The following is a 17615-nucleotide window of genomic DNA, read 5'->3' as shown; positions in this document are numbered from 1 at the left end:
GTCGATACATGACCGTTGTGGAGGAAACCCCGGGTGACCCGACCGACACCCGTGGCCGGGTGGCCGAGCTGCTGGCCCTGCGTGAGCAGGCGAGGCGCGGACCGAGCGACCGTGCGACCGAGGCGCAGCACGCGAAGGGCAAGCTGACGGCGCGTGAGCGTATCGGGCTGCTGCTGGACCCGGATTCGTTCAAGGAGGTCGAGCAGCTGCGGCGGCACCGGGCGACGGGGTTCGGCCTGGAGGCGAAGAAGCCCTATACGGACGGTGTGATCACGGGGTGGGGCACGGTCGAGGGCCGGACGGTCTTCGTGTACGCGCACGATTTCCGGATCTTCGGCGGGGCGCTGGGCGAGGCTCATGCGACGAAGATCCACAAGGTCATGGACATGGCGATCTCGGCGGGTGCGCCGCTGGTGTCGCTGAACGACGGTGCGGGTGCGCGTATCCAGGAGGGCGTCTCGGCGCTGGCGGGGTACGGGGGGATCTTCCAGCGGAACACGCGGGCGTCGGGGGTGATCCCGCAGATCAGTGTGATGCTCGGTCCGTGTGCGGGCGGTGCGGCCTACAGTCCGGCGCTGACGGACTTCGTGTTCATGGTGCGTGAGACGTCGCAGATGTTCATCACGGGTCCGGACGTGGTGAAGGCGGTGACGGGCGAGGAGATCTCGCAGAACGGTCTGGGCGGTGCGGATGTGCACGCCGAGACGTCGGGCGTGGCGCATTTCGCGTACGACGACGAGGAGACCTGTATCGCGGAGGTCCGGTATCTGATCGGGATGCTGCCCTCGAACAACCGGGAGAACCCGCCGACGGTGGCGAGCGACGACCCGGCCGACCGGCGCGGTGACGTCCTGCTGGACCTGGTCCCCGCCGACGGCAACCGCCCGTACGACATGCACAAGGTCATCGAGGAGCTCGTCGACGACGGCGACTACCTGGAGATCCACGAACGCTGGGCCCGCAACATCATCTGCGCGATGGCCCGCATGGACGGTGCCGTGGTCGGCATCGTCGCCAACCAGCCGCAGGCGCTGGCCGGAGTCCTGGACATCGAGGCGTCCGAGAAGGCCGCACGATTCGTCCAGATGTGTGATGCATTCAACATCCCCATCATCACTCTTTTGGACGTACCCGGCTTCCTGCCCGGTGTCGATCAGGAGCACGGTGGGATCATCCGGCACGGCGCGAAGCTGCTCTACGCCTACTGCAACGCCACCGTGCCGAGGATCTCGCTGATCCTGCGCAAGGCCTACGGAGGCGCCTACATCGTCATGGACAGCCAGTCCATCGGCGCGGACCTCACCTACGCCTGGCCCACCAACGAGATCGCGGTGATGGGCGCCGAAGGTGCCGCCAACGTCATCTTCCGACGCCAGATCGCGGAGGCCGAGGACCCCGAGGCCATGCGGGCGCGCATGGTCAAGGAGTACAAGGCCGAACTGATGCACCCCTACTACGCGGCGGAGCGCGGCCTCGTCGATGACGTCATCGACCCCGCCGAGACCCGCGAGGTGCTGATCGCCTCGCTCGCGATGCTCCGCAACAAGCACGCCGACCTGCCGTCCCGTAAGCACGGCAACCCGCCGCAGTAGCCGCGGCCTGCGGCGGTGACCCCGCCGGAGCCCGCGACACCCTGCCGAGAAGACGGAGACACACCTATGAGCCCTACTCCTGCCGAGTCAGTGCTGCGCGTCGAGAAGGGTCACGCCGACCCCGAGGAGCTCGCGGCCATCACCGCGGTTCTGCTCGCCCGCGCGGCGTCCCAGCCCGCCGCCCCCGCCCACCGCGGCCGTGACACGGCCGGATGGCGCCGTCTGGAGCGCACTCCCGGCTTCCGCGCCCCGCACAGCTGGCAGGGCTGAGAACGGCCGCTGAGGGCGGCCGGCGGGACCGGCCACCGGCAGCGGCCCGATGCGGGCGCCACGGAGCCCGCCGCGACGGACCCGGTACACACGGGAAAGCCCCGCACTCCCAAGGAGTGCGGGGCTCTTGCGTGCGGCGGCCGGGGCCGTCAGCGCAGGCGGGCCATCAGGGCGTGCTCCACCAGCGTGATGAGCGCGCTCTTGGCATCCGCGCGGTGGCGGGCGTCCGTGGTGAGGATCGGGGTGTCGGGTCCGATCTGGAGTGCTTCGCGTACTTCGTCGGGGGTGTAGGGCTGGTGTCCGTCGAAGCCGTTGAGGGCGATGACGAAGGGGAGGCCGCTGTTCTCGAAGTAGTCGACGGCGGGGAAGCAGTCGGCGAGGCGGCGGGTGTCGACGAGGACGACGGCGCCGATGGCGCCGCGTACGAGGTCGTCCCACATGAACCAGAAGCGGTCCTGTCCGGGGGTTCCGAAGAGGTACAGGATCAGGTCCTGGTCCAGGGTGATACGGCCGAAGTCCATGGCCACCGTCGTGGTGGTCTTGTCCCCGGTGTGGGTCAGGTCGTCGATGCCCGCGGACGCGGACGTCATCACGGCTTCGGTACGCAGCGGATTGATCTCCGAAACAGCACCGACAAACGTGGTCTTACCCACGCCGAAGCCCCCTGCCACCACGATCTTCGCCGAGGTAGTGGAGCGGGCCGCTCCGCCGCTAGAGCTTGCGAAGTCCACTGAGCACCCTTTCGAGCAGTGTCACATCTGGCTGGCCGCCGGCGGCCTCGTCGCCGCCGGGCTGATGGATAGCGACGAGTCCGGCCTCGGCCAGATCGGCCACGAGGATGCGGGCAACGCCGAGCGGGATCGAAAGAAGGGCCGAAATCTCGGCCACCGACTTGATCTCGATGCAGAGCCGGCAGATCCGCTGGTGCTCGGGCAACTGCCCTTGCAGCCGGGACGGATCGGCCGTGGTGCTGACCAGCGCCTCGATGGCGAGCTGGTAACGCGGCCGGGTCCGGCCGCCGGTCATGGCGTACGGACGGACCAACGGGTTGTGCCCGGAGTGCGCGTCAGGCTCGGGGGCCTGCTGCGGCTGCACCGGCTGAATGCGGGGCTGCCGGGGCGAGTCGTACCGCTGCGGCTGCTGGGGCTGCTGGGGCCACCCCGCGTCCGGGTGCTGCGGGGGCCAGTCGGAACCCTGCGCACGCCGGGGCTGCTGCGGCTGCTGATACGGCTGTTGCGGCTGGTAAGGATAGTGGGGCTGCTGCTGGTACGGCTGCTGCTGATAGGGCTCCTGCGGACCCTGTCTGCCGGGCGAGGAGGGGAAGTTGAAGCGGTTGTCACCGTGCTCACCCGGAACCCTCCGGGCACCGTCGTACGGGTGCCCGTCTGTGGGTGCTGCCACGTTTCCTCCTCCGACTGCCGGTCGCCGATCCCAGTGGGGCCGCGCCACCGCACCTTATGGCGCGGTGGCGAGAAACGCACTGTCTGCCTACTAGTTAAGAAGACTTCCCTGGAGCTCGGCGCGGAGGTCCGGGGTCAGAACCCCGCCCGCGCGGTCGACCAGAAGTGCCATTTCGTACCCGACAAGACCGATATCGGCATCCGGGTGGGCGAGGACGGCGAGGGAGGAACCGTCCGAGATGGACATCAGGAAGAGGAATCCACGCTCCATCTCCACAACCGTCTGATTCACGGCGCCGCCTTCGAAGATACGCGAGGCGCCCGCGGTCAGCGACGTCAGACCGGAGGCGACAGCCGCCAACTGGTCGGCACGGTCGCGCGGGAAACCCTCGGACATCGCCAGCAGGAGTCCGTCGGCGGAGACCACCACCGTGTGCGACACCCCGGGGGTGTTGTCCACGAAGTTGGTGATCAACCAGTTGAGATTCTGCGCCGCCTGGCTCATCGGGCTCACACTAACGCTCCTGGTTGTAGGTGGTACTTGTGTCCGACCCCGCACTGCGTCCCCGCTGGACACCGCGCCGCAGTCTGCTCAACCTGCCGCGGACGTCCTCGGGGGCACGGGAGACCTGTGGGCCGCCCTGCTGGGTCTGCTCCGCCGTGCCCTCGACCAGATTGGCCTTGGGTACACGCCGGGGAAGACCGGAGGGGGTGATCCCGCCCGCCTTCGGTTCACGGAGCTTCTCGGCCCGCTCCCAGCGCTCGTCGTTCGTCGAGCGCCAGTCGTCGGGGCCGTCCCCGTTCACCTGCGCGGCTTGCTGCTCCGGCTGCTGCTGCGGCTGTTCCTGCTGCGGCTGCTGCCGAGCTGCGACAGGCTGATCGTTTCCGCGCCCGGTGGGCTGCCAGTGCTGCTGACCGCCCCGGCGCGGCAGACCGGCTTCGGTCAGCTCGTGGCCGTCGTTCGGGGTAGGCCCCGGACGATCGAAGCCTACGCGCTCCGAGGGCTCCGCGGGAGCGCTGGGTGCAGATTCCGCTTCGGCTTGGACAACAGGCTCATAGGTGCCCTGATACCCGCTCTGATCAGGCCAACCATCCTGGTGGGGCTGGGCGTTGCCGGAGGTGTACTGCTCGGCGTAGGCGTCCTGCGGAGCATCCGGAGCGGCATATGCCGATTCCGGATAGTCACCCTGTGGTGTCTGCTCCGGCTGTGGTGCCTGCGGGGGGTAGCCGGTCCCGGTGGCGTACGGATCGTAGCCGTCCCCGTACGCATTCCGCTCGTACTCCTGCTGCTGCGGCTCCTGGGCGTACGGGTCCTGGGCGTACTGCTCCTGGCTGTACCGGTCCTGGCCGTACGGGTCCTGCGCGTACGGCTGCGGCTGGGACTGCGGCTGGGACCGGGGCTGCTGGGACTCCAGTGCGGCGCGGCGCTCCTCGCGCAGCAGCGAGCGGCCGACCGGGTCCAGCTGCGCCGAGTCCGCCGGTGCCTCGTACCGCGAGTCGTCGAAGCCGAGTTCGGCCGCGGTGCGGATCTGCGGCTGCTGCGGGGCGGCCGGGAAGGACTGCTGCTGCGGAATGATCGAGGAGACGGTGAAGTCGCCCTGAATGGGCGCGGGTTCGCCGCCGCCACCGTGGGTGATGGCGTCCGGCAGCATGACCAGCGAGGTGGTCCCCGCCTGCTCGCCGGAGGGGCGCAGCTGGACGCGGATGCCGTGCCGGTCGGAGAGCCGGCCGACCACGAACAGGCCCATGCGCTGGGACACCGCGGCGTCCACGGTCGGCGGGTTGGCCAGCTTGTGGTTGATGTCGGCGAAGTCCTCGGGGGTGAGGCCGATGCCCTTGTCGTGGATCTCGACCATCACCCGGCCGTCCGGCAGCCGGGTCGCGTTGACGCGGACCTTGGTCTGCGGCGAGGAGAAGGTGGTGGCGTTCTCCAGCAGCTCGGCCAGCAGGTGCACCAGGTCGGTGACGGCCTGGCCGTGGATCTCGCTCTCCGGTACGCCGGTGAGTTCGATGCGCTCGTAGGACTCCACCTCGGAGGAGGCGGCCCGCAGCACGTCGACCAGCGGCACCGGCTGGTTCCAGCGGCGGCCGGGCTCCTCACCCGCGAGCACGAGGAGGTTCTCGCCGTTGCGGCGCATGCGGGTGGCCAGGTGGTCCAGCTTGAAGAGGCTCTCCAGCTGGTCCGGGTCGGCCTCGTTGTTCTCCAGGCCGGTGATGAGGGTCAGCTGGCCCTCGATGAGCGACTGGTTGCGCCGGGAGAGGTTGGTGAAGATCGCGTTGACGTTGCCCCGCAGCATGGCCTGCTCGGCGGCGAGCCGGACGGCCTCGCGGTGCACCTGGTCGAAGGCGCGGGCGACCTCGCCGATCTCGTCCCGGGTGGTGATCGGGATCGGCCGGACCCGGGTGTCGACCCGGCCGGGATCGGTCCGCGACAGCTGGTCGACCAGCATCGGCAGCCGCTGTTCGGCGATACCGAAGGCGGCGGTGCGCAGCCGGCGCATCGAGCGGCTCATCTGGCGGGCCATGAGCCCGGCCAGGAGGAAGGCGGCCAGCAGTGAGACGACCACGACGGCGCCGTTGACGAAGGCGTCGGTCCTCGCCGCGGCGGAGATGTCCGCGGCCTCGGTGACCGCCTTGTCGACCAGCTCGTCCTCGACCGTGGTGTAGCCCTCGAACTTGGCGGTGGCGGCGGCCATCCAGGACTCCGGGGTGATGCCCTTGGACGCCAGCTTCTCGGGCGTCTGGCCCTGGCCGATCTGCTGGGCCATGCCGTCGAACACCGACCCGTCGATGCTCGGCGGCGCCACGAACTTCTTCCCGCCGGCCTCGGCCTGCCGCTTGGCCGTTCTGATCTGCTCGGCGCCGTCGGCCGCCGTGCTCGCCATGACCTGCTGGAGCCGGTCCACGTCCGCCTGGGTGCCGCCCGAGTTGAACTCACCCAGCGCGATCTGTTCCAGATAGTTGTACGAGCCGAACGCCTTGACCTGGCCGTTGAACGTGCCGGGCTCCTGGCTGGGACGCACCAGCAGATGCATCCCGATGGAGCGCTGAAGCGATTCTGCAGCCTTGGCCAGCTCGATCGCGTAGACCGTACGGCCATAGCTGGTGATGTTGCCGGTACCGAGTCCGAGCTCGTTGGAGAACTCCATCAGCGAGTGCTGGACCTGGGTGTAACCCTCTTCGGTCTTCACCGGGTCCAGCGCCTCGGCGTAGGCGGCCTTGCGCAGCTCGGGGAGTTTGGGCTCCTCGGCCTTGAAGAGCTTGAGACGACGCTCCAGGCCCTGCTTCGGGGGCATGTTCTTCACAGCGGCGTCGAACGTCGTCCGCGCCTCGTCCGTGGTGGCGCGGACCTGCTCGACGACGGCGGCCTCGCGGTCGTTGGAGAGCAGCGGCTGAGCGGTGAGGTCACGCTCGTTGAGCAGCGCCTGGCCGTACTCCGAGGCGGCGCGCACGATCAGCGCGGTCCGCTCGGCGTCCTGGGCCTCGCTCCAGGTGTCGACCGACCCCTTCACCTGGAAGCCGCCCATGACCAGGCCGACCAGCACGGGGATCAGGAGGATCGCGTTCAGCCGGGTGGCCACCCGCCAGTTGCGCGGGGACAGCCGACTGGTGCTGCCACCGGCCGCCTCCGGATCGGACGTGCTCGCAGACGATGCCGCGGCGCGCGGCGGCGGGGTGAAATTACCCCGTTCCGGCCGCGCCGCGGAGCCCTCGTTGCCTCGCCTCACTCGACCAACAACCTCTCGGCGTCGGCACCTACGCTGTGCCGGATTTTTCGTTCAGGGCCGTACTGCTCGGTAGTTCATCGAATTGCAGCACGAGGACCGGTCGCGTTCCAAACAGTCGGAATGAGTCATTCCGAGTGGTCCAGGCCTCAGATAAAACGGGCATAAAGAGCGAGCCCCGTCAAAAGGCGGGGCTCATGTGAGCGCAGTGGCACCGGTCGGATGCGTCGGGTGTCGGTGTAAGGGTAATTCTCTGTCGAAACGTTATGAACGCGGGGGCGGATCGTGTCAAAGGACACAGGTCGCCCCCGCGTGACTACGGCAACTTCCGTATACCGATAACGACTTACGCCTTACTTGAGGCGGGCCATCAAAGCGTGCTCCACCAGCGTGATCAAACCGCTCTTGGCATCCGCGCGGTGGCGGGCGTCCGTCGTGATGATGGGCGCGTCGGGTCCGATCTGGAGTGCTTCGCGTACTTCGTCGGGGGTGTAGGGCTGGTGTCCGTCGAAGCCGTTGAGGGCGATGACGAAGGGGAGGCCGCTGTTCTCGAAGTAGTCGACGGCGGGGAAGCAGTCGGCGAGGCGGCGGGTGTCGACGAGGACGACGGCGCCGATGGCGCCGCGTACGAGGTCGTCCCACATGAACCAGAAGCGGTCCTGTCCGGGGGTTCCGAAGAGGTACAGGATCAGGTCCTGGTCCAGGGTGATACGGCCGAAGTCCATGGCCACCGTCGTGGTGGTCTTGTCCCCGGTGTGGGTCAGGTCGTCGATGCCCGCGGACGCGGACGTCATCACGGCTTCGGTACGCAGCGGATTGATCTCCGACACGGCCCCGACGAACGTGGTCTTGCCCACGCCGAAACCGCCCGCCACCACGATCTTCGCCGAGGTGGTGGCACGTCCCGTACCGCCGCTAGAGCTTGCGAAGTCCACTGAGCACCCTTTCGAGCAGTGTCACATCCGGCGCGCCGCCGGCCTCTCCATTGCCCGGCTGGTGGATGGCCACCATGCCGGCTTCCGCCAGGTCCGCGACGAGAATCCGGGCCACGCCGAGCGGCATGGACAGCAGTGCCGAGACCTCGGCCACCGACTTGACCTCGCGGCACAGGTGGCAGATCCGCTGGTGCTCGGGGAGCAGTGTTCCCAGATGCGCCGGGTCTGCCGTCGTGCTGACCAGTGCCTCTATCGCTAGCTGGTAGCGCGGCCGGGTCCGGCCGCCGGTCATGGCGTACGGACGGACCAGCGGCTGGTCGCCTTCACCGTCGTACGACGCGTGATGCAGTGCGCCGTACGGATCGTGTGAGGCGGGTGGCGGGGTCATGAATCCTCCGGGCGTGACAACAGGCTGTCGGCTTGCCGTCTGAAGGGGCCGGTGAGGGGGCTGTGGCGGCCGGACGGGTGAGGGTTGTGGGAAGTACCTGGGGGGATCGTGTCGGGTATCCGCTGCATGGCCGCCTAGTGGAGCAGACTGCCCTGGAGCTCGGCGCGGAGGTCGGGCGTGAGGACGGTGCCCGCACGGTCCACCAGCAGGGCCATCTCGTACCCGACCAGACCGATGTCGGCGTCCGGGTGGGCGAGAACGGCCAGCGAGGAACCGTCCGAGATGGACATCAGGAAGAGGAATCCGCGCTCCATCTCCACCACCGTCTGGCTGACGGCACCGCCCTCGAAGATCCGGGAGGCACCCGCGGTCAGCGAGGTGAGCCCGGAGGCGACGGCGGCGAGCTGGTCGGCGCGGTCCCGGGGGAATCCCTCGGACATCGCCAGCAGCAGCCCATCGGCGGAGACCACCACCGTGTGCGACACCCCGGGGGTGTTGTCCACGAAGTTGGTGATCAGCCAGTTCAGATTCTGCGCGGCCTGACTCATGGGGCTCAACTAACGCTCCTGCTGGTGAGTGGGGCCGAGTTGGAAACTGCCGGTCGACTGGCCGTTGTTGGCCTGCCGGCCCTGCTGGATGCCCCGGCGGAGATTGGTCAGACGCCCGCGCACGTCATCGGGCGCACGCGAAACCTGAGGTCCGGTCTGGTGATTCTGCTGCTGTGCGGTGCCCGGCACCAAATTGGCACGCGGAACACGGCGCGGCAGTCCGGAGGTGGTGACCCCGCCCGCCGCCGGTTTCTTGACCCGCTCGGCCTGACGGACGAGTTCGTCGTTGGGCGAGGCACGCCACGAAGCGGTGGCCCCGGTGTCGGCCGCCTCACGACGCGGCATGGGCGCCAGCGGAGCCCCGGAGTCCGGAGCGCCCGGTGCCTGCGGCCCGGCGGCGGGCGGCTGCTGGCCACCCTGCTGCGGGCCGTGGAACCAGTTGGTCTCCAGCGTGTCGTACAGCGGCGTCCGCCCGTCCCCCGGACCGGCCGGCGGCAGTGCCTCCGGCTGGGGCTGCTGCGGCAGCATGGGACGGTGCGGCGCCTCGCCGGCCGGTGAGGCCGACGGACGCGGTACGCCGAAGTCGCTGTCGTCCCGGCCGCGCTGACGCGGTGCGGGCAGCCCCTGGTCCTGCGGGCGCGGGGCGTTGAAGTCGGGGCGCGCGAACTGCGCGGTGCTCGCCGGGTCCTGCGCGTCCGACTGCGGGAACTGCGGCGCCTGGGGGAACTGAGGTGCCTGCGGCGCCGAGAAGTCGGGTCGGGCGAACTCGGAGGTGGCCCCGGGGCCCTGACGGTCGTCCATGGGCCGGCGCCGGACCGGCGGGGCGTCGAACGGCCGGTCCTGGCCCGGTCCGGCGTCCTGGCCGGGTCCGGCCGGCCGGGCGAACCGGCCGGTGGAGTCGGGCTCCTCGTGACCGCGCGGAGCGTCCAGCGGGGTACGCCGCTGCGCTCCCTGCTCCTCGACGCCCCAGCTGGTGGCCTGCGGGCGCTGCGGCTGCGGGTTGCCCCCGGGCAGCTCGGCACGCGGACCACCGGGCGGCGGCAGCTGACGGCCGGGGCCGCCGGGGCCGCCGGGCTGCTGGAGGCCGCCCTGGGTGCCGGGACCGTTCTGACCCTGGAGGGGCTGCTGCGGCTGCTGCGGCGGGACGGGCCCGTTGTTCTGGCCCTGCTGGGCGAACGGGTCCTGGGGTGCGAACGGGTCCTGCGGTGCGAACTGCCCCTGGCGGGCGTTCGGGCCCTGCGGAACCGGACCACCGTGGCCGAACAGGTTGGGCTGACCCGAATCCGTACGGCCGGGCGTCTCGCCCTGGCCGCGGGCACCCAGCCGGGCACCGCCGCCGAAGGCGCCGGAGAGGCCGCCGCCGTGGCGCTGCGGTTCCTGGCGCGGGAAGTCCTGCGGACCGCCCTGCGGAGCCTGGTTCGGGCGGCCGGGACCCTGCTGACCGGGACCCTGCTGAGCGGGGTTCTGCTGGCCGGGGTTCTGCGGGCCGTTGTTCTGCTGGGACTGCGGCTGACGCGGCCCGGTGTCGCGTGAGGGCAGTGCGGCCCGCGGGCCGGTGCCCGCACCGACCTGGCCGCGCGAGCTGCCGGGACCCGTGCCGAGACCCTTCGCGGGCGGGGCGGAAGGACCGCCGCCGAGGCCCGGACGCGGGGCGCTGCCCGGACCCGGACCCGTACCGGCGAGCAGACCGCCGGGCGCGCCGGAGTGCTGACCGGGGCCCTGCTTGGGAAGGGGCTGCTTGCCACCGTGCGCGACATCGACGGGCAGCATGACCAGCGCGGTCGTGCCACCGGAGTCGGAGGGACGCAGCTGGATCCGGATGCCGTGACGCAGGGACAGCCGGCCGACCACGAACAGGCCCATGCGGCGGGAGACCGAGACATCCACGGTGGGCGGCGCCGCGAGCCGCTCGTTGATCGCCGCGAGGTCCTCGGGGGAGAGGCCGATGCCGGTGTCGTGGATCTCGACGAGCACCCGCCCGTCGGGCAGTGCGTGACCGGTGACCCGGACCTTCGTCTGCGGCGAGGAGAACGACGTGGCGTTCTCCAGCAGCTCGGCGAGCAGGTGCACGAGGTCGTTGACGACCCGGCCCGCGACCTCGGTGGCGGGCACCGCGGCCAGTTCGATGCGCTCGTACTGCTCCACCTCGGAGGCGGCGGCACGGAGCACGTCGACCAGCGGCACGGGGCGGGTCCACCGGCGGCCGGGCTCCTCACCGGCGAGGACCAGCAGGTTCTCACCGTTACGGCGCATACGGGTCGCGAGGTGGTCGAGCTTGAAGAGCGAGGACAGCTGGTCCGGGTCGGCCTCGCGCGACTCCAGCTCGGAGATGAGCGAGAGCTGACGCTGGATGAGGCCCTGCGAACGGCGCGAGAGGTTGGTGAACATCGCGTTGACGTTGCCCCGCAGCAGCGCCTGTTCGGCGGCGAGGCGGACGGCCTCGCGGTGCACGTCGTCGAAGGCCGCGGCCACCTGGCCGATCTCGTCCCGGGAGTGCACACCGACCGACTCGACCGAGGTGTCGACATCCTGGGGGTCGGTCTCGGAGAGCTGCTTGACGAGTTCGGGCAGTCGGTCCTGCGCAACACGCGTAGCGGTGTCCTGAAGGCGCCGCAGCGAGCGGATCATCGACCGTGCCACGACGAAGGCGCCGACCAGCGAGACACCGAGCACGAGCAGGATGACCGCACCGTTGATGATCGCTTCGCGCTGCGATGCCTCGCGCAGCTCGCGGGCCTTGGCCTCCATGTCGCTGAGGAGGGTGGCCTCGATCGTCTGCATCGCGTTGATCTTGGTGGAGCTCTGGTCGTACCAGTCGAGGTACGAGCGGACCTTCTTGGTGTCGTTGAGGTCCGAGGTGGTGTCCAGGACCCGCTTCGCGTACATGTTCGCGGCGTTGATCTCGGGGTTGCCGTTGTCCAGCGGCGCCGTCAGCTCGGCCGCGCTGTCCCCGGTGGTCCCGTAGATCGTGTTGAACGAGGTGAGGGCCCGGGATTCCTTCGCCAGCGCGTTCTGACCGAACTGCTGGTCGTTCGGGTTGAGGTGCGGCTCCTTGACGCTGCCGCCGGGAAGCGCCGCGGCGATGATCGCCCGCTGGACCGAGGCGTACTCCTTGGCGGACGAGAACGCCGCCAGGGCACGGGTCCGCTTGATCATCTCCGGGTTGCTGGTCGCCTGCGCCATGTCCTGCGAGAGGCTCAGCAGCGAGGTGATCAGCTGGCTGTACTGGTCGATCGTGTTGAGACTCGGGGAGCCCTCCGCGTACGCCGTCTTGCGGATCGTACGGATGTCGCCGAGCAGCGACGCGATCTGGGCGACGCTCGCGTGGATGCCTTCGAGCGCCTCGTCGCCCTGGGCGTCACCGATGGCGTTCGTGGCGTCGAAGAACGCGTCCTTGGCCCGGTCGGTCTTCTTCCGGGGCTCGGTGACCTTGTAGTCGGTCGCCTTCGACTTGTTGGACAGCGGACCGGCCGACTGGTCGCGCTCCACCTGGAGTGCCTGGGCGAGCGTGGTCGCCTGCTTGGTCATCCTCGTCAGCAGCTGCATGTGCTCCAGCTGCTGCATGTCGTTCATCGACTCGTTGATGCGCAGTCCGCCCAGCGTGGTCGCGGCGACCACCGGAAGGGCGAGGAGGGAGACCAGACGGGTGCTGATGCGCCAGTTGCGGAGCGCTATGCGCGACCCCGTGTTGATCGGGCCGCGGGGCTTGAGGGGAGTGGCCGGCTCGGCGCCGCCGCCCGTCGTCGTGTCCGGGCGCTGCGCACGGTCGCCGCCTTCACCGGCTGCGGCCGGTCCGGGGTTCTGGGCGTGCTGGGGGGAGGAACCGCGGTCGGTCCCGCCGCGCGGCTCCTGTTCCGCCGGAGCACTGCCATCCCTCTTGAAACGTCCCTGCACTAGCGTCGCAACCTCTGGACCAGGCGTCCCCTCCGCCAGGCGGGTGGGACGGTGTCGGCGTCGTGGGGCGCTGGACGCGCCCCATGGTGGTCGTGAGTGACCGGCGTTCTCCCCCTCCCGCCGCCACTCGGCGCTGCGTTGCGCCCCTGCGCGCCGGCCTGAAACCCGCGGCGGTGCGTGGAATTCCAGCACAGTGCCGGATCTCCAACAAGGCCCACGTACCGGGCTGTGACCTGGGTGACACGTTGTGATGAGGGAGTAACAAGCAGTGCAGAGTGTTCATGGTTAAATCGGACTATTGCGGATGAGTTGATGGCGGGTGGGGGGTGTCCCAGTCGGCATGATCAGGAGCGGAATGGTTGATTCAGTGGTGCAATGTCCGTTTCCTGAAGCGGGGTCAGCTGACCGGTATGTTCGAATTGTCGATAACTTCGTGAGCAAACTCACATGATGATCGTCGTCTCTTCCCTGCTGCTGCGGGGAATTGGATGTTTAGCCTGACGCTTTACTAGGGATGGCGAATCCGACAAGCCGGTGCCCCTCCGGGCGGCGCCCACACCGACAGGGTCCATACGGCAGATGAAGACGACGATGATGTTCCGCAACATTGCCAACCCCCGGCGCACCACGCTGGCGCACCTCAAGGACGCCGAAGCGCTGCAGACGCCGGAGCTGCCGGAGCACGCCGTCGACCTGCCCACCCAGACGGCCAACCCGCGCCGCACCATCCTGATGGAAGCGCCGGTCGCGACCCCGCGCTGATCGGCGTGGCTGTCCCCCTCACCCGCGTTAGCCTGGAGCGTCAGTCTTCAGTCAGCGAGCAAGTGAGGGGCGACAGCATCCCGTGCGCATCGCCAGGTTCTCCATCGACGGCAATGTCGCCTTCGGCGCCGTCGAGGGTCAGGGCACCGTGGAATCCGGTGGCCTCGTCCTCGACATCATCAAGGGCATTCCGTACGCCGACTTCGAGCTCTCCGGCACCAAGGTCCCGCTGAACAAGGTCCGGCTGCTGCCCCCCGTGCTCCCCAACAAGGTCGTGGCCATCGGCCGCAACTACGCGGAGCACGCCGCCGAACTCGGCAACGAGGTCCCCGATGTCCCGGTCGCCTTCTTCAAGCCCACCACCTCGGTGATCGGCTCGGGCGACGCGATCGAGTACCCCTCCTTCTCCAATGAGCTGCACCACGAGGCCGAGCTGGCCGTGGTCATCGGCCGCATGTGCCGCGAAGTTCCGCGCGAGCGCGTCAAGGACGTCATCTTCGGCTACACCTGCGCCAACGACGTCACCGCGCGCGACGCCCAGCTGCGCGAGAAGCAGTGGGCCAGGGCCAAGGGCTTCGACACCTCCTGCCCGCTCGGCCCCTGGGTGGAGACCGACCTCGATCCGCACGACCTCACCATTCAGGCGACGGTCAACGGCGAGCAACGGCAACTGGGCCGTACGAGCGACATGGTCCGCTCGATCGAGGACATCGTCGTCCACATCACGGAAGCCATGACCCTGCTTCCGGGCGATGTGATCCTCACCGGAACTCCCGCGGGGGTCGGACCCCTGCACGTCGGCGACGAGGTCGCCGTCACCATCGAAGGCATCGGCACTCTCACCAACAAGGTGATCAAGCGTGGTTAACGGACCTATCCCCGAGCTCTCGGCTCCGCAGGGGACACCCCCTCGCGTACGTTTCTGTCCCTCCCCGACCGGCAACCCCCATGTGGGCCTGGTCCGGACCGCCCTGTTCAACTGGGCCTTCGCCCGGCACAACAAGGGCACCCTGGTCTTCCGCATCGAGGACACCGACGCGGCGCGCGACTCCGAGGAGTCGTACGACCAGCTGCTCGACTCGATGCGCTGGCTCGGCCTCGACTGGGACGAGGGCCCCGAGATCGGCGGCCCGCACGCCCCGTACCGCCAGTCGCAGCGCATGGACATCTACAAGGACGTCGCCGACAAGCTCCTCGCGGCCGGTCACGCGTACCACTGCTACTGCACCACCGAGGAGCTCGACACCCGCCGCGACGCCGCCCGTGCGGCCGGCAGGCCGTCCGGGTACGACGGTCACTGCCGCGACCTCACGGCCGAGCGGATCGCCGCGTACCGGGCCGAGGGCCGCACCTCCATCGTCCGCTTCCGGATGCCCGACGAGGCGCTCACCTTCACCGACCTGGTCCGCGGCGACATCACCGTCCAGCCGGAGAACGTGCCGGACTACGGCATCGTCCGGGCCAACGGCGCCCCGCTCTACACGCTGGTCAACCCGGTCGACGACGCGCTGATGGAGATCACCCACGTCCTGCGCGGCGAGGACCTGCTCTCCTCCACCCCGCGCCAGATCGCCCTGTACCGGGCGCTCATCGAGCTGGGCATCGCCAAGGACACCCCGGCCTTCGGCCACCTCCCGTACGTCATGGGCGAGGGCAACAAGAAGCTGTCCAAGCGCGACCCGCAGGCTTCGCTCAACCTCTACCGCGAGCGCGGCTTCCTCCCCGAGGGGCTGCTGAACTACCTCTCGCTGCTGGGCTGGTCGATCGCCGAGGACCGCGACATCTTCACCATGGACGAGATGGTCGCGGCGTTCGACATCAAGGACGTCAACGCCAACCCGGCCCGCTTCGACCTCAAGAAGTGCGAGCACATCAACGCCGAGCACGTACGCAGGCTCGACGTGAAGGCGTTCACCGAGGCGTGCGGACCCTGGCTCAGGGCCCCGTTCGCCCCGTGGGCCCCGGAGTCCTTCGACGCGGAGAAGTTCGCGGAGATCGCCCCGCACGCCCAGACGCGGGTCACCGTCCTCTCGGACATCACCGACAACGTCGACTTCCTCTTCCTCGACGAGCCCGTCGAGGACGAGGCGTCCTGGACCAAGGCGATGAAGGAGGGCTCCGACGCCCTCCTGACCACGGCCCGTGCCAACCTGGCCGCCGCCGAGTGGAACGCCGAGGCCCTGAAGAACGCCGTGCTCACCGCCGGTGAGGCCCACGGCCTGAAGCTCGGCAAGGCCCAGGCCCCGGTCCGCGTGGCCGTCACCGGCCGCACGGTCGGCCTGCCGCTCTTCGAGTCCATGGAGATCCTGGGCCGCGAGAAGAGCCTCGCCCGGGTGGACGCGGCACTGGCGAAACTGGCCGCGTAACCGCTACCGCTCCACCACCATGGGGTGGCCGCTCCCGAGGGGGCGGCCACCCCATCGGCGTTCCGCCGTCAGACGGCGTCCAGTGCCGGGGCGATGACCGCGAAGGCCCGGTCGGTCAGCGCGGCCGGATCCTCGGCGCCCTCGCTGCCGCTCCACCGCTGCAACACGGTGTCGAAGGCGGCCAGCGCCATTCCGGCCGCCAGCCGCGGGTACAGGTCGGTCTCGGCATCGAGCCCCGCGCGGCGTGCCAGCTCCGCCGCGAGCTCGTCGCGCCACTGCGCCTGGTGCTCCAGGAAGCGGGCGCGCAGGGCAGGGGTACGCAGAATCAGCCGCACCACGCGAAGCGCCCGCTCGGAGTGGTCGGCGCAGGCGGACATCGCGGCCCAGACGGCGTGCCGCAGCGCCACGGAGGGCGGTTCCCCGGCGGGCCGGGAGGCCAGCTCCGCGTGCATACCGGTCCCCATCCCGGCCAGGAACTGGACGACCACGTCCTCCTTGGACGCGAAGTACCGGAAGAACGTGCGCTTGGACACTCCGGCCGTGGCGACGATCTCGTCCACGGTGACGGCGTCGAACCCCCGCAGCGCGAGCAGTTGCAGCGCCGCTTCGGTCAACTCGTTCGCGACGAGCTGACGTTTGCGCTGGGCGAGGCTGACTTCGGGGGGAGGGCTCACCCCGTAATTGTACCGCCATGCCATGGATGGCACTCGGTATCTTCTTGACACCAAGTGCCAACTTCGGCACTGTCTGCCGTATGACACAGAAGCAGCGCTGGTCCGCCGAACGGATCCCGGACCAGTCCACGAGGGTGTTCGTCGTCACCGGAGCCAACAGCGGCCTCGGCCTGGCCACCACCCGGGCACTCGCCCGCCGGGGCGGGCGGGTGATCCTCGCGGTGCGCGACGAGGCGAAGGGCCACCGCGCGGCCGCCGGGATCACCGCCGAGCAGCCGGACGCGACCCTGGAGGTACGCCGCCTCGACCTGGCCGACCTCGACTCGGTCCGCGCCTTCGCCGCCGGGCTGCGCACCGACCATCAGCGGCTGGACGTGCTCGTCAACAACGCGGGCGTGCTGGCGCCGCCCCGCACCCTGAGCGCGCAGGGCCACGAGCTGCAGTTCGCGGCCCATCACCTGGGCCACTTCGCCCTCACCGGGCTGCTGCTGGACCTCCTCACCGCCGGGCGCGACCCCCGGGTCGTCACGGTCAGCTCGGTCAACCACCACAAGGGACAGCTGGATTTCGACGACCTGTCCGGCGAGCGCGGCTACTCGCCGATGGGCTTCTACAACGGGTCGAAGTTCGCCAACGCCGTCTTCGGACGGGAACTCCACCGCCGCCTGACCGGGGCCGGCAGCCCCGTGCGCAGCGTGCTCGCCCACCCCGGCTACACCGCCACCAACCTCCAGAGAGGCGCGCCGGTCCGCCTGTGGCGGGTCGTGCTCGGCCGCATCGGCAACCCGCTGCTCGCCCAGGGCCCCGACGCGGGGGCGCTGCCACAGCTGTACGCGGCGACGGCCCCGGACGTGGAGGGCGGCGAGTTCATCGGCCCGGACGGCCCGGCGGAACTGCGGGGCGCCCCCACCCGGGTGCGGCTGTCCCCGCGCGCGGCCGACACCGGGACCGCCCGCCGCCTGTGGGAGCTGTCGGAACGCCTGACCGGCGTACGGTTCGCGCTCCCGGCGCCCGAAGTGCCCCCGCGCGCCGGGTGACGGTCTGGCTCCCCGGCGGGCCCC

General features: G+C 69.8%; 15 protein-coding genes. 6 read left to right on the top strand and 9 right to left on the bottom strand.

The features are described 5' to 3' along the window. The first annotated feature begins 8 nt into the window (after positions 1-8). Positions 9-1592, top strand: a complete 1584-nt coding sequence (locus A6A29_RS35575; RefSeq protein WP_073726958.1) for an acyl-CoA carboxylase subunit beta — start codon at positions 9-11, stop codon at positions 1590-1592. 66 nt (positions 1593-1658) lie between these two features. Next, the gene (locus A6A29_RS35570) at positions 1659-1862 is read left to right on the top strand and encodes an acyl-CoA carboxylase subunit epsilon (RefSeq protein WP_073726956.1); all 204 of its coding nucleotides are present in this window, start codon (positions 1659-1661) and stop codon (positions 1860-1862) included. A 149-nt stretch (positions 1863-2011) separates the two neighbouring features. On the opposite strand, the gene A6A29_RS35565 is transcribed toward A6A29_RS35570, so the two are convergent. From A6A29_RS35565 to A6A29_RS35530, 8 genes are all read right to left on the bottom strand, one after another. Further along, positions 2012-2593, bottom strand: a complete 582-nt coding sequence (locus A6A29_RS35565) for a GTP-binding protein (RefSeq protein WP_014048542.1) — start codon at positions 2591-2593, stop codon at positions 2012-2014. After that, positions 2574-3263: a DUF742 domain-containing protein gene (locus tag A6A29_RS35560; RefSeq protein ID WP_073726954.1), complete on the bottom strand. Its 690-nt coding sequence runs from the start codon at positions 3261-3263 to the stop codon at positions 2574-2576. The genes A6A29_RS35565 and A6A29_RS35560 overlap by 20 nt, the downstream gene beginning before the upstream one ends. 90 nt (positions 3264-3353) lie before the next feature. Next, entirely contained in the window at positions 3354-3767 is a 414-nt protein-coding gene (locus A6A29_RS35555) for a roadblock/LC7 domain-containing protein (RefSeq protein WP_073727376.1), read from the bottom strand. Between the two features lie 10 nt (positions 3768-3777). Beyond that, positions 3778-6990: a nitrate- and nitrite sensing domain-containing protein gene (locus tag A6A29_RS35550; protein ID WP_073726952.1), complete on the bottom strand. Its 3213-nt coding sequence runs from the start codon at positions 6988-6990 to the stop codon at positions 3778-3780. A gap of 350 nt (positions 6991-7340) precedes the next feature. Next, the gene (locus A6A29_RS35545; protein WP_003966011.1) at positions 7341-7922 is read right to left on the bottom strand and encodes a GTP-binding protein; all 582 of its coding nucleotides are present in this window, start codon (positions 7920-7922) and stop codon (positions 7341-7343) included. Next, complete coding sequence (locus A6A29_RS35540) at positions 7903-8310, bottom strand: DUF742 domain-containing protein (protein WP_073726950.1); 408 nt, start codon at positions 8308-8310, stop codon at positions 7903-7905. Before A6A29_RS35540 ends, A6A29_RS35545 begins: the two co-directional genes overlap by 20 nt. A gap of 134 nt (positions 8311-8444) precedes the next feature. Then, positions 8445-8858, bottom strand: a complete 414-nt coding sequence (locus A6A29_RS35535; protein WP_006127850.1) for a roadblock/LC7 domain-containing protein — start codon at positions 8856-8858, stop codon at positions 8445-8447. Positions 8859-8867: 9 nt separating this feature from the next. Next, entirely contained in the window at positions 8868-12752 is a 3885-nt protein-coding gene (locus tag A6A29_RS35530; RefSeq protein ID WP_073726948.1) for a sensor histidine kinase, read from the bottom strand. Positions 12753-13331: 579 nt separating this feature from the next. Between A6A29_RS35530 and A6A29_RS35525 the strand changes: the two genes are divergently transcribed. The 3 genes from A6A29_RS35525 (at position 13332) to gltX (ending at position 15880) form a co-directional block, all read left to right on the top strand. Further along, positions 13332-13514 (top strand): hypothetical protein, encoded by a 183-nt coding sequence (locus A6A29_RS35525; RefSeq protein ID WP_073726946.1) that lies wholly within the window; start codon positions 13332-13334, stop codon positions 13512-13514. 82 nt (positions 13515-13596) lie between these two features. Beyond that, positions 13597-14382, top strand: coding sequence for a fumarylacetoacetate hydrolase family protein (locus A6A29_RS35520; RefSeq protein WP_073726944.1), 786 nt, complete (start codon positions 13597-13599; stop codon positions 14380-14382). Then, positions 14375-15880, top strand: coding sequence for a glutamate--tRNA ligase (gene gltX, locus A6A29_RS35515; protein ID WP_073726942.1), 1506 nt, complete (start codon positions 14375-14377; stop codon positions 15878-15880). Before A6A29_RS35520 ends, gltX begins: the two co-directional genes overlap by 8 nt. A 68-nt stretch (positions 15881-15948) precedes the next feature. Here the strand turns inward: gltX and A6A29_RS35510 are convergent, their stop codons facing one another. Continuing rightward, a complete protein-coding gene (locus A6A29_RS35510) occupies positions 15949-16578 on the bottom strand; it encodes an acyl-CoA-like ligand-binding transcription factor (protein WP_073726940.1) in 630 nt (209 codons plus the stop codon). A gap of 56 nt (positions 16579-16634) precedes the next feature. Between A6A29_RS35510 and A6A29_RS35505 the strand changes: the two genes are divergently transcribed. Beyond that, a complete protein-coding gene (locus A6A29_RS35505; RefSeq protein WP_073727374.1) occupies positions 16635-17591 on the top strand; it encodes an oxidoreductase in 957 nt (318 codons plus the stop codon). Positions 17592-17615: the final 24 nt, after the last annotated feature.

It is taken from the genome of Streptomyces sp. TSRI0281, assembly GCF_001905125.1.
Lineage (GTDB): Bacteria > Actinomycetota > Actinomycetes > Streptomycetales > Streptomycetaceae > Streptomyces.
Note: the sequence above shows the minus strand (reverse complement) of the source record. Positions and strands in the feature narration are given on the sequence as shown.